We start from the raw sequence: 12,506 nt of genomic DNA on the forward strand, positions 1-12,506 counted from the left end.
TTTAGCACAAATCAAATCAAAAAACGCTAACTTTAATTATTCCACAGTAACACTCTTTGCTAAATTCCGTGGCCGATCAACATTCAAGCCCTTGTTCAAACTAGTGTAATAAGCAAGTAATTGGGCTGGAACAACGCTTAATAATGGAGTGAGCATTTCGTCAACATCTTGTAAAACAAGATCATCATCATCCTCAGCTAATGCTTCGGTTGAAATCGTAAAGGTCTTAGCACCCCGTGACTTAGTCTCTTCGAGGTTATTTCTAGTTAACCCAGCAGTCTTTGCTTGCGTAACGATTGCAATTACCGGAGTTCCCTCCTCAATCAAAGCGATGGTTCCATGCTTCAATTCACCAGAAGCAAACCCTTCAGCAATAATATAGGAAATTTCCTTTAACTTCAACGCTGCTTCCAATGAAACATAGTAATCAATTCCCCGTCCAATGTAGAACGCCTTGGTAGCTTCAACAAAGTAGTTCTTAGAAATGGAATCGATTTGTTCCTTTTCGTCGATTACCGCCTGCATCCCAGTAGCTACGACACCAAGTTGTTGTCTAAGGTTAAAGTCAATCGCCCGCTTTAAGCCGAGTGATTCGCCCAGTGACTTCGCTAAAATGGCTTCTAGCGTAATTTGAGCTGTATAGGCCTTCGTAGAAGCAACTGAAATTTCTGGACCAGCATCAAGCAACAATGTAAAGTCTGCTTCACGTGAAAGGGTGGAATTTTCAACGTTAGTAATTGTTAAAGTTGGGAAGTTTTTCTTCGTAACGTTTTGTAATACGACCCGACTATCAGCAGTTTCACCACTTTGACTCAAGAAAATAAAGAATGGTTTTTCAGAATACAATGGATCATCATAGGCAAATTCTGAAGCAACTTCCACTTGGGTTGGAATCCCCACTAATTTTTCAAACAGATTTTTCCCAACTAACCCAGCGTGATAACTAGTCCCTGCTCCTACGATGTAGAGCCGATCGGCCGTTTTCATTGCATCTAAAATTTTAGGATCAATCTTAGAAGCGCCATCTTCTGAAAGATACTTTTGGGATAATTTTCTTAATACATTTGGTTGTTCGTTGATTTCCTTAAGCATGTAATAAGGGTAAATGCCCTTGTCTGCTTCTGAAGCATCAGTATCAACATGGAATGGTTCTCTTTCGATGTGATTACCTTGCCAATCTTGAATATCAACTGAATTTGGCTTAACAGTTACCACTTCACCATCTTTAAGTTCCAAGAATTCATGGGTAACATTTAACATTGCAACTGAATCAGAACAAACAACGTTAAAACCATCAGCAAGTCCAATTAATAATGGGCTCTTGTTCTTAGCAACATACAAAGTATCTGGTTGTTCACGATCCATTAATAAGAATGCGTATGAAGCTCCATCCTTAAGTAATGAGATTGTCTTTAAGAATGCCTCTTTCGTAGTCATTCCTTCCTTAACTGCAAAATGATCAACTAATTGAACGACCACTTCAGTATCGGTTTGACTAGTGAAATCAACATCTGAAAGATATTGCTTCTTTAATTCCTTGTAATTTTCGATCACACCGTTGTGAACAAGGTAAAAACGGTCATCTTGCGAAAATTGTGGATGTGCATTTTCAACCGTTACTCCACCATGAGTGGCCCAACGAGTATGCCCAATTCCAGTACTACCATGTACTTCGGGTGTAATCGCCGCCTTTAATTCGGCAATTGCTCCCTTCCGCTTTACAAGATAGTCCTTTCCATCTTGATCATTAACATAAATTCCGGCAGAATCATAACCCCGATATTCTAGTTTTTCAAGTCCATGAATTAGAAGCTTTACGGCATTATCATTACCGGTTACTCCAACAATTCCACACATATTTTTAATCCCCTTTTGTTTTTAATCATATTATTTTTAAATTGGTATAGACAATAATTAAGCTCATATTTAATCGTTCAAGTAGATACTTTACAACGGTCTGTGCAATATGTCAACTATTAAAATATTAAATTGGTATATCTAAATTAGAGAAAAATGGCAAAATAAAAAGGCCTAACTAACCGACCTCTTAATTTATATTTTTATTCAATTCCACATTCTTTTTCAACCACTTTGGCAATTTTTTCAGCATTTTCTTGACACGTATCTTGATCTGGGGCTTCAACCATTACTCTTAATAATGGTTCAGTTCCACTTGGTCTTACCAATACCCGACCATCACCATTCATTTCGTGTTCAACATTTTCAATTACATTCTTAACAGAAGGGTTATCTAATGCTGAATTTTTGTCAGCTACCTTAACGTTGATCAAGCTCTGTGGGTACGTCTTCATTTCAGCCGCTAATTCTGATAGTTTCTTACCAGTATCCTTCATTACGTGGAGAAGCTGAAGACTAGTTAACATTCCATCACCAGTCGTATTGAAATCTAAAAATACGATATGGCCAGATTGTTCACCACCAAGGTTATAACCACCAGCGTTCATTTCTTCAACGACATACCGATCGCCAACCTTAGTCTGCTTACTATTCATCCCATTTGCTTCCATGGCCTTATACATCCCTAAATTACTCATAACCGTGGTAACAATGGTATCTTGTTTCAAGCGACCATGCTCTGCCATGTATTTGCCGCAGATAAACATAATCTTATCACCATTGACTAAGTTTCCTTCTTCATCAACGGCCAAGCAACGATCTCCGTCACCATCGAACGCAAATCCGACCTCTGCACCCTTTTCAACGACCATTTTTTGAAGTTGTTCTGGATGGGTCGAACCAACGTTATCATTAATATTAAGCCCGTTTGGTTGGGTAGCCATCGTGTCAAATTCCACTCCAGCATCAGCATAAAGACGCGAAACCAAGTTACTAGTGGCACCATTAGCAGCATCGACACAAATATGCATTCCAGCAATATCATCAGAAACGGTCTGATTCAAGAATCGAATGTATTTTTGAGCACCTTCAGAAAAATCATCTTCAGTTCCCAATCCTTCTGCTGATGGACGTGGTAATTCATCCTTATCAGCTTCTAGGATTGCTTCGATTTCTTCTTCCATCTCATCAGAAAGTTTGTAACCATCTGAACCAAAAAACTTAATTCCATTATATTCTGCTGGATTATGAGAAGCGGTAATCATTACCCCAGCAGCTGCATCCTGAGTTCGGACTAAATATGCCACACCAGGAGTCGTAATGACTCCCAATCTTAAAACCTCAATTCCAGTTGATAACAATCCAGCGATCAGTGCTTCTTCAAGCATTTGACCAGAAATTCGGGTATCACGAGCAACTAGTACTTGGGGGATTTTACTATCAGAGTGCTTGGTCAGAATATAACCACCAGCACGCCCACATTTAAAAGCCAGCTCTGGGCTTAAATCACGATTTGCAACTCCTCTAACTCCATCGGTTCCGAAATATTTCATTATTAACTCCTCATTTCTTACTTATCTTTAACTTTTATATTCACTTTAATTTTTTCTGGATCAAAGCCACTAACCTTGTTGAGTGACTTATCAAGCTGAATCGTTTTGGTTTCATTAGCAGTAATTCGACTAACATCAATATTAGCAGTAACGTTTTTCAAATTGTCCAACTCACTAGAAGTACCAAATGCCTTAACCTTTTCAGTGTTAGAAGTCACTGAATAGGTCTTATTAGATGCCTTATTATCAATCTGATATTTAATTGGTAACTCCTTGAAATTACCGCTGCTAATTGGCAAGTAAACATTCGTAGTTGAAGGGGTTAAAATTACGTTCACGGTGTTGCCCTTCCGATCAACAGCTTCTAATATCGCCTGTGAATTAACGGTCTTATTAGTATTTTGAGATAGGTTCAACTTGGCAATCACCCGCACAGCCTTACTAATTTCACTAGAAGCCCCAGTGGCCTTAACTTTAGCATCAGACACAACCGCACTTCCAACATGGTAACCAGATGAAATCATGCTCTTATCATAGCTTGCGGTTACTGGAAGCGTTACCGTCTGACGAGGCTGAATATTAACGGTGATATAAGATGGATTAATTTTATATTTTAACTCTGAATTTAAACCATCCTGAGATAATCTAACCCGATGCTTTCCAACCCCTAATTTACTTAAATCAGCATAGATATGGAAATTTTGGGTATTAGTCGTTGTGGTAACCAATGCTGTCGGCCCACTTAGCGATACGCTAACTTTATCAGGATATCCAGTAACAAAATACTTACTACTATTAACGTTTAACTGTAAATTAGCGGAAACGCTAGCATTTTTAGTAGATGCTAATTGCGTGATATTGCTATTCTTATTACTAGTAAAGTTAAGTTTATCCTGATTAGCGTATGCATATAGTAATATCGAAAATATTAAAGATAGAATTAGGTAGAAAAAAGTGCTGTTGAAGAATTTACGCATGTCTAATTCCCCTTTCCACTTTTACTAAGATTACTGATCCAACTCCCAATCATCGTAAAGATATTATGGCTAATTTGTTGTTTTTTGATCAGTTGATCCCGTAAAAATTTAAGGTAATCTTGTTGGGTCATCCCGCGCAGCAATTCATTATCCTTTGTAATTGAAACTTCACCAGTTTCTTCTGAAATCACGATCGTAAGGGCATCGGTAACTTCAGAAATCCCAACCGCAGCACGATGCCTAGTCCCTAACTCTTTTGGAATCATCGTACTTTGTGAAAGGGGCAGATATGCTGCCGCAACAGCAATTCGATGGTTTCTAATAATTACTGCTCCATCATGAAGTGGAGTATTCGGAATGAACGTATTAATTAACAATGCCCCTGTGATATGAGCATCTAATTCAATTCCTGTTTCAATATAATCCTCAAGGCCAGTTTCCATTTGAATCGTGATCAAGGCCCCAATTCTTCGTTTGGACATGTACTGAATTGCGCTATCAAGTCCCTCAATCATCTGTTCAGTTTCTTCATTCTGATTTTTAGTATGCCACAACAAAGAACCGCGTCCTAAATGTTCAAGGCCCCGTCTAATTTCTGGTTGAAAAATAACGATAATTGCAATAAATCCCCAGTTAATGACCTGATCAACCATCCAAGAAACAGTTCCCAGCCCGAACAAAACACTAAGGATTTTAATTATCGCAATTACGATAATTCCTCTAAACAATTGAACTGCTTTAGTTCCACGTAGCAAAATAATCAATTCGTATGTAATGAACCAAACCACTAGAATATCAATTAAGCTACTAAAATGGCTAAGAGTAAACAGATTACTCCAAAAGTTACTCATCATATAACCTCCAAATATTAACGCTAGCTTTATTATATCACGATATTAAGAACTTATTTTTAAACAGCGTTCTAAAATTAACACATTTTTGTTAGAATTAATTAAAATAGACTTTAATTAAAATAAGGGGAGGTTTTCTAGTGCATCTTTCAAAAAGTTGGCAGGTTCGCATTTTTTTTGCGATTTGGTTTATAATTACCGGTTTTTTTGTCAAACAACCCTTCAATTTCTTATTACTAAATACGTTTTTAGCCTATATTCCAATTGAAATTAGTTTCCACTTGAACCATGAAATAATTAATGCAAGTATCCTTTACTGGCCGCTACTAATCATCTGGATACTATTTTATCCAAATGCACCCTACATTCTTACGGATTTATTTCATTTATCGCTATTAAACCCTTATGATAATTTAACCGGCCTTTTGAAACTATCCGATCCAATTTGGATTAATTTTATGATGCTAGTCATCAGTGCCATTGTTTGTGCGTTTGTTGGAACTTGGTCATTATCACTTACAGTTAAATCACTGATGAATAAATTCAGATTAAAATCACAAGTCATTTACTGGATAATCGTTCTTATTTTTACATTTACCTCTTCAGTGGGGGTTTTTATCGGACGGTTTTTAAGGTTGCATACGCTTTACTTATTTTTAAGCCCCAGGTTATTTATTATGCCACTGATTAAAATGTGGAAACCAGATATGATGATATTCACAGCCACCATGATGGCAATCCAAATTACGATTTATTGGGTCATTTCAATTAATCAAAACCAGCATAAATAAAAATGTGTCCATAATTAAAAATTACGGACACATTTTTTAGTTATTCACTTTCGTTTAATGGACTCATCATCACATTTTCCAAATAATTGATGTGTTGCCTAAGCTCATTGGAAGTTTCCCAGTCAATTTGATTAGTATCTAATAAACGTTGAATTTCGAGGCGTTGAGCTCCAAAACCACGAACCTGCAAATTATTTAATTGTTGTTGATAATCATCTTGATGGACTGAATTAATGCGGTTGATTCGATTTCGATAAAAAACAATGATGTGATCAACCATTTGATTTTCAAAGGAACTAGAATCAATATCCGACCTGTTAAGGTAGTTTTTAACCTCTTGAATGGCAGCCTGACTTAACGTTTCAATTATCAAGCCCCAATGTTTTCTCAACATTTCGTCACGGTGATTAAAACGACGTCCCGCAATGAAAAAACTACGAATTCCAGACAGGAAAGTGGAAATATCACTTATAAAACTAGAACGAGAGGTATTCATTCCGACTGAATCTAACATTGCCGTTTCGCGTCGATTAATCATTTTAACTGTTGCAAAATACTCATCCCGTTTAATCACACCATCATCGTATAACCCTTGGGCGGCTTTCCGCTCACCACTAAACGCGATCCTACGCAGTGCTAATTCATTATTGAAACTAAAATCATTAAATTGATTAGATCTTAAATCATGTTTTAACTTTCTAAGCATTAATTGATATTGAAATATTAAATCGAACGCTGCTTGTTGATTGTATTCATTTTGGCTTTTTTGGACCTTATTAATTGCAGATTGCACTAATTTAATCTGTGCCTTATCGTTAGAAATGTAATTATTGTCATCAATCTGTTCTTGTTGATTTTCAGTCAATAATGGAATGAAGATAATGGCACTAAGTAAGCTTAAAATAATTACACTAGCAGATATAAACAACACCATGGGCCGTTCTGGGAAATTTCTCCCCGTAGCAGTGAGCACTGGAATCGATAGGACCCCCACCATCGTAACTGCTCCCCGCACTCCGGATAGCCCAGATAGCAATGCCACCCTTAAATTGACCTTTTTATAATTCCAACGATTAGCCACGAATTGATATCCTACGATCCAGACGAACCGAATCGCAAGTAGTAATAGCCACGTAACCACAGCATAAATGATCGGATCAATCGTTCCCAACTGAATCGTTTGAATACTCTTGCCCATTGCTTGCGGTAATGAAAAACCAAGCAGTAAGAAAATAATTCCGTTTAAAATATAGATGACCACGTTCCAGGTCTTCTCAGTAACTAACGTTAATTCAGGATTAACATTTGCAATCTTACGATCCTTAACATGCATGGTGATTCCAGCACTAACTACCGCAATCACGCCAGAAGCATGAAACCATTCTTCACTGATAAAGTAAATCACAAATGGCGTGACTAAGTAAGCGACCGTATAAAAAATAATGTTGTTAATCCCACTATCATATAAATAATCACGTGCCTTTAACAGCAAATACATAATTACGATTCCAATAATTAATCCCACAATACTGATGTAGAAAAAATCACCAACTGCACTAGTTAACAAAAATTTTCCAGTCATTGCAGCTGCTAGCGCATACTTAAAGCAAATTAGCCCGCTAGCGTCATTGATCAAGCTTTCACCACTAACCAAGTGTAAAATGCCACTCGGTAAATTAGAACGTTTCGCAATTGATTGAACAGCAACTGGATCCGTAGGAGAAAGAATTGCTGCTAACGCAAAACAAACTGCAAACGGCATCTCTGGAATCATCCAATTGATTATTACGCCCCCAACTAACATTGTAATCACAACTAAAGCGATGGCATTAATAAAAATTGGTAATTTTAACTGCCAAAGCTCTCGTTTGGGAAACCGTTTCCCGTCATTAAAAAGCAAGGGGGCAATAAATAGTAATAAAAACCATTCAGTTTCAAAATTAATTTGAAATTTTGTAAAAACAGATAACAACAGCCCTAGTCCAATTTGAATCAAGCTACCTGGAATCATGGGTAGGTAGTGACTAATGACTGTCGAGATTAATAGTAATACAACTAGTAAAATAATTAACTCAATAATCACCATTTATATCATCTCAACTCCAATTCCATTTTTTATAATTACCGATCACCAATAATTCTAACCTCAGTTTCTAAGTGAATCCCACTATTTTGATAAACCGCATCTTGGACGTGGTGGATCACCGTGATGTAATCAGTTGCAGTGGCTCCGCCAACGTTAACGATAAATCCGGCGTGCTTAGTAGATACTTGCGCTCCGCCGAATCGGTAGCCCTGCAATCCAGAATCATGAATTAGCTTACCAGCAAAATGATTCTTAGGCCTTTTAAAGACACTCCCACATGATGGCAGGTCAAGTGGCTGCTTTGATGCCCGTAAAGCATTAAAATGGTCCATTTTAGCTAAAATTTGACTTTGATTACCAGGTTGCAACTCAAATTCAGCAGCTATAATTGCATTATGACCATTTTGAATAATACTATGGCGATAATCAAACTCTAATTCGGCATTATTTAATTTACGCACACTACCATCAAATCCAACGATTGTTGCGTAATTAACTACATCAGCGGTTTGACCACCATACGCTCCAGCATTCATATAAACAGCACCACCAACGCTACCAGGAATCCCAGCAGCAAATTCCATTCCTGATAATCCATGCTTTTGCGCAGCAATTGCGACATCGATTAGTGCAGCACCAGCTTCAGCAATGATTTTATTTCCATTGACGCTAATCTTGGTCAAATGAGTTAAAATGATTGTAATCCCACGAATTCCATTATCGCTTACAATTAAGTTACTAGAATTACCCAATACTGTAATTGGTAGGCCAAATTCATTCGCACTCTTTAATAGTTGACTTAACTGCTCTTCATTATCTGGTAACGCCAAATAATCTGCATTCCCACCAGTTTTAGTAAAAGTATATTTTGATAGTGGTTCATTAGTTTTAATTTTTAAATTTTTTATTTTTGGATTAAAATTATGCATACAAATCGTCCCTCTTAAATCGATATACTATAATTTTACCATGAATTAACGCCCCAATTATGAATAAACTAATTATTAAAAAGGATAGAAAGGAAAATAATTCCATGAATTTTATTGCAATTGATTTTGAAACGGCAGCTCTTAAACGTGCTAGCGCTTGTTCACTAGCATTAACGGTGGTTAGAAATAACGAGATTGCAAGTGAATTTTACACGTTAATTAACCCAGAGATGCCATTCTTTTGGCGAAACATTGAAGTGCACGGTATCCATGAATCAGACGTAATTAATGCGCCAACATTTCCTGAGGTATGGGAAAAAATTAAAATGTTTTTTAGCCCTAATCATCTGGTTATTGCTCATAACGCTAACTTTGATAATAGCGTTTTAAAAAAGAGTTTAGAACGCTATCAATTGGTCCAACCACAATACTTAACCTTAGATACAGTGGCCGTGACCCGAAAACTATTCCCTAACTTCACGAACTTCAAACTAAACACCGTTTGTAAAAATTTGAACATCGAGTTAAATCATCATCACAATGCCTTAGATGACAGTCTTGCATGTGCCAACATCTTAAGGTATGAACAACAACAATTTGGCGATGAAGCAATCAAACAATTTGTAAAAATCATCAAATAAAAAGATGTTAATGGTAATCTCCATTAACATCTTTTTATTTTAAATGACAAATCATTTCAGTAGTCGATCGTTCATTGCCAGGGACAGCAATCACTCGTGAGCCAAAATTATCAATGAAACCTAGTTTATGGTAAACATGAATTGCAGCTTGATTCTGATTTTCAACCGTCAAGACAAACCGCTGTAAATTACTAAACGAACTGCCCCAATTCAAGGCTTCATCCACCAGCGCACTGCCAATCCCATTATTCCAAAATCGCTTCAATACGGCCACGCCTAGTTCACCATCTTTTGAATCAAGCAGTTGTTGCACTGTAACAATTCCAATAATTAAGTCGCCAAAATGAGCCACTAAAATAACGTTACTCCTGGTCTGATTAATTAGCATGATTTGACGTTGCTCTTGCTCAATTGATAAATCAGCTAGTCCTGGATCAACTGTGAAAGTATCAGATTCAGTGACTAATTGTTTCATTAATTTTAAAATTGCGTTAGCATCATTCCAATCTGCTAATTCAATTGAAATCTGATTATCATTGCTTGCCATCTTTATCCAAGCTTTCTTTTAAAATGGTTTGAAAATGACTTCCGTGGGGCTCAAAAAAAAGGGTCCTAGATTCAGGGCCTAATTCATCATTACGTCTGAAAATAATTTTTAAATAATTATCAGGTAGCTCATCAGCAACGAAATTAGCCCACTCCACAACGTTTATTCCATCACCATTAAAATATTCTTCTAATCCTAATTCATCCCCACTACCATCATCCAAACGATAGGCATCCATATGATAAAGTGGTAAGCGACCATCTTGATACTCACGAATGATGGTAAAAGTCGGGCTTTTAACATTTCTTTTAATTCCTAATCCTGCAGCAAGCCCCTTGGTAAAAGTTGTTTTCCCTGCACCGAGATCGCCATCTAATAGCAGTAAATCCTCTGCTTGCAAGAAAGGAGCAATTTTTTTACCGATTTGCATGGTTGCTTCAGGGGTGTCAACGGTTATTTTTTTCAAGCTATTAACCCCTTATAATTAATCGATTGATTGAAGTGCATTAATGATGGCAACCTTGTAAACATCCTCAGCATTACAGCCCCTAGATAAATCAGAGACCGGCTTGTTGAGTCCTTGTAAGATTGGTCCGAGGGCCTCAAAGCCACCCAAACGTTGTGCAATCTTATATCCAATGTTCCCAGATTGTAATTCAGGAAATACAAAGACGTTTGCGCGACCCGCTACTTTAGATCCTGGAGCCTTCTTAGCACCGACTTCAGGAACAAACGCAGCATCAAATTGTAATTCACCATCAACTGCTAAATCAGGTTGCTTTTCATGAACCAATTCAGTCGCTTCTTGGACCTTCTTAACCATTGGACCACGTGCGGACCCCTTAGTTGAAAAGCTCAACATCGCAACAGCAGGATCAATTCCAAATTGTTTTGCAGTCGCAGCACTAGCAATCGCTACGTCAGCCATTCCATTCGCATCTAACTCTAAGTTGATCGCACAATCAGCAAATACATAACGTTGATCACCCTTGAGCATGATAAAACTACCACTTACCAACTTAATTCCTGGCTTGGTCTTAATAATTTGTAAGGCGGGACGAACGGTATCACCAGTTGGATGTGCAGCTCCAGAAACCATTCCATCGGCTTTATCTAAATAAACCATCATGGTCCCAAAGTAGTTGGGATCAGTTAGCCATTGCTTAGCAGTTGCTTCATCGGTCTTCCCATTACGACGTTCAACCAGTGCAGTCACGTATTCCGCTAATTCATCCTCTGGTAAATTTAAATAATCAAAAATCGTCAATTGACTTAAATCAACTTCGTATTCATCAGCAACCCGCTTAATCGTTGCTGGTTTCCCTAGTAGAATTGGCTTAACAACTCCATCTGTGGCTAATCGACTAGTCGCCTCAATAATTCGAATATCTTCACCTTCAGGGAAAACAATCGTTTTTTGAGCTTGGCTTACCTTGTTCTTTAAACTTTCAAATAGATCCATCTTGTAATCCTCCATTACTGTGCATTTAAATCCGCTAGTGCTTGTTGAAAATCAACATGTTCAGGAAGTTGCCAATCAATCGGCCGTTCACCCATTGCCACTAAGGCCTCATTGGTCTTAGAAAATGGACGCGAGCCAAAGAACCCCCGATTAGCAGAGAGCGGACTAGGGTGGGCAGACTCCAAAACAATATTACTTTGTGTATTGATAAATTTAACCTTATCGCGCGCTGCTCGACCCCATAATATAAAAATAACTGGTTGCGGCCGTTCAGACAGTTTCTGAATCGCAGCATCCGTGAGTTCTTCCCAGCCCTTCCCCTTGTGGGAAAAGGCAACCCCGTTTCTGACGGTTAGAACCGAGTTCAAAAGTAACACCCCTTGTTTGGCCCACTTTTCAAGAAAACCATGGTTAACAGGCTTAATCCCCAAATCGCTATATAGTTCCTTATAAATGTTTCTAAGCGATGGTGGCACAGGTACCCCAGGCATTACAGAAAAACTCAACCCGACTGCTTGATTTGGTTCATGGTATGGGTCTTGGCCTAAGATGACGACTTTAACCTTACTAAAGGGGGTCCACTGAAACGCTTCAAAAATTTGGTTCATCGCTGGATGAATCTGATAGTGACTATATTCATCCACTAAAAAATGTCTTAAATTTTGATAATAGGTTTTTTCAAACTCTGGTTTTAAAACATCCCACCAATCATTATGAATAAACTGCTTCATTTACAAACACCCCTAATTAATTTTATCATCATTAAACATTCCAGTAACCACGAAAAGCGGTTCTCAAACAAATTAAGAATC

12 protein-coding genes are annotated in these 12,506 nt (G+C 37.7%); 2 read left to right on the forward strand and 10 right to left on the reverse strand.

Annotated features, from left to right (window positions below):
* Positions 1 to 36 precede the first annotated feature (36 nt).
* The 4 genes from glmS to cdaA all read right to left on the reverse strand — a co-directional run bounded on the left by glmS (position 37) and on the right by cdaA (position 5,238).
* Positions 37 to 1,857, reverse strand: a complete 1,821-nt coding sequence (gene glmS / locus ACSYTJ_RS05485; protein WP_491719699.1) for a glutamine--fructose-6-phosphate transaminase (isomerizing) — start codon at positions 1,855 to 1,857, stop codon at positions 37 to 39.
* Between the two features lie 203 nt (positions 1,858 to 2,060).
* Complete coding sequence (gene glmM / locus ACSYTJ_RS05490) at positions 2,061 to 3,410, reverse strand: phosphoglucosamine mutase (protein ID WP_491716598.1); 1,350 nt, start codon at positions 3,408 to 3,410, stop codon at positions 2,061 to 2,063.
* A gap of 17 nt (positions 3,411 to 3,427) precedes the next feature.
* A complete protein-coding gene (locus ACSYTJ_RS05495; protein ID WP_491719700.1) occupies positions 3,428 to 4,387 on the reverse strand; it encodes a CdaR family protein in 960 nt (319 codons plus the stop codon).
* 2 nt (positions 4,388 to 4,389) lie between these two features.
* A complete protein-coding gene (cdaA, locus tag ACSYTJ_RS05500) occupies positions 4,390 to 5,238 on the reverse strand; it encodes a diadenylate cyclase CdaA (protein ID WP_491716600.1) in 849 nt (282 codons plus the stop codon).
* Between the two features lie 140 nt (positions 5,239 to 5,378).
* On the opposite strand from cdaA, the gene ACSYTJ_RS05505 reads away from it, so the two are divergent.
* The gene (locus tag ACSYTJ_RS05505) at positions 5,379 to 6,029 is read left to right on the forward strand and encodes a DUF1361 domain-containing protein (RefSeq protein ID WP_491719701.1); all 651 of its coding nucleotides are present in this window, start codon (positions 5,379 to 5,381) and stop codon (positions 6,027 to 6,029) included.
* Positions 6,030 to 6,069: 40 nt separating this feature from the next.
* Here ACSYTJ_RS05505 and ACSYTJ_RS05510 read toward each other — a convergent pair whose 3' ends face one another.
* The gene (locus ACSYTJ_RS05510) at positions 6,070 to 8,115 is read right to left on the reverse strand and encodes a cation:proton antiporter (RefSeq protein WP_491719702.1); all 2,046 of its coding nucleotides are present in this window, start codon (positions 8,113 to 8,115) and stop codon (positions 6,070 to 6,072) included.
* A 35-nt stretch (positions 8,116 to 8,150) separates the two neighbouring features.
* The gene (gene murB, locus ACSYTJ_RS05515; protein WP_491719703.1) at positions 8,151 to 9,044 is read right to left on the reverse strand and encodes a UDP-N-acetylmuramate dehydrogenase; all 894 of its coding nucleotides are present in this window, start codon (positions 9,042 to 9,044) and stop codon (positions 8,151 to 8,153) included.
* A 104-nt stretch (positions 9,045 to 9,148) separates the two neighbouring features.
* Here murB and ACSYTJ_RS05520 point away from each other — a divergent pair, with 104 nt between their 5' ends.
* Positions 9,149 to 9,685, forward strand: a complete 537-nt coding sequence (locus ACSYTJ_RS05520; RefSeq protein WP_491719704.1) for a 3'-5' exonuclease — start codon at positions 9,149 to 9,151, stop codon at positions 9,683 to 9,685.
* Between the two features lie 34 nt (positions 9,686 to 9,719).
* On the opposite strand, the gene ACSYTJ_RS05525 is transcribed toward ACSYTJ_RS05520, so the two are convergent.
* The 4 genes from ACSYTJ_RS05525 to ACSYTJ_RS05540 are packed head-to-tail and all read right to left on the reverse strand — an operon-like array spanning position 9,720 to position 12,425.
* On the reverse strand, positions 9,720 to 10,232 hold the full coding sequence (locus tag ACSYTJ_RS05525) for a GNAT family N-acetyltransferase (RefSeq protein WP_491719705.1): 513 nt from the start codon (positions 10,230 to 10,232) through the stop codon (positions 9,720 to 9,722).
* A complete protein-coding gene (tsaE, locus tag ACSYTJ_RS05530; RefSeq protein WP_491719706.1) occupies positions 10,219 to 10,698 on the reverse strand; it encodes a tRNA (adenosine(37)-N6)-threonylcarbamoyltransferase complex ATPase subunit type 1 TsaE in 480 nt (159 codons plus the stop codon). Before tsaE ends, ACSYTJ_RS05525 begins: the two co-directional genes overlap by 14 nt.
* An 18-nt stretch (positions 10,699 to 10,716) precedes the next feature.
* A complete protein-coding gene (gene pta / locus ACSYTJ_RS05535; RefSeq protein ID WP_491716607.1) occupies positions 10,717 to 11,694 on the reverse strand; it encodes a phosphate acetyltransferase in 978 nt (325 codons plus the stop codon).
* A gap of 14 nt (positions 11,695 to 11,708) precedes the next feature.
* Positions 11,709 to 12,425: a uracil-DNA glycosylase gene (locus tag ACSYTJ_RS05540; protein WP_491716608.1), complete on the reverse strand. Its 717-nt coding sequence runs from the start codon at positions 12,423 to 12,425 to the stop codon at positions 11,709 to 11,711.
* Positions 12,426 to 12,506: the final 81 nt, after the last annotated feature.

Source organism: Nicoliella sp. ESL1113 (assembly GCF_058509245.1).

What these genes read in the sequence shown, in the direction of transcription:
- ACSYTJ_RS05520 (WP_491719704.1), top strand. Translation starts at nt 9,149, where the DNA reads ATGAATTTTATTGCAATTGATTTTGAAACGGCAGCTCTTAAACGTGCT.
- ACSYTJ_RS05540 (WP_491716608.1), bottom strand. Translation starts at nt 12,425, where the DNA reads ATGAAGCAGTTTATTCATAATGATTGGTGGGATGTTTTAAAACCAGAG.
- ACSYTJ_RS05510 (WP_491719702.1), bottom strand. Translation starts at nt 8,115, where the DNA reads ATGGTGATTATTGAGTTAATTATTTTACTAGTTGTATTACTATTAATC.
- murB (WP_491719703.1), bottom strand. Translation starts at nt 9,044, where the DNA reads ATGCATAATTTTAATCCAAAAATAAAAAATTTAAAAATTAAAACTAAT.
- ACSYTJ_RS05525 (WP_491719705.1), bottom strand. Translation starts at nt 10,232, where the DNA reads ATGGCAAGCAATGATAATCAGATTTCAATTGAATTAGCAGATTGGAAT.
- cdaA (WP_491716600.1), bottom strand. Translation starts at nt 5,238, where the DNA reads ATGAGTAACTTTTGGAGTAATCTGTTTACTCTTAGCCATTTTAGTAGC.
- glmM (WP_491716598.1), bottom strand. Translation starts at nt 3,410, where the DNA reads ATGAAATATTTCGGAACCGATGGAGTTAGAGGAGTTGCAAATCGTGAT.
- glmS (WP_491719699.1), bottom strand. Translation starts at nt 1,857, where the DNA reads ATGTGTGGAATTGTTGGAGTAACCGGTAATGATAATGCCGTAAAGCTT.
- pta (WP_491716607.1), bottom strand. Translation starts at nt 11,694, where the DNA reads ATGGATCTATTTGAAAGTTTAAAGAACAAGGTAAGCCAAGCTCAAAAA.
- ACSYTJ_RS05495 (WP_491719700.1), bottom strand. Translation starts at nt 4,387, where the DNA reads ATGCGTAAATTCTTCAACAGCACTTTTTTCTACCTAATTCTATCTTTA.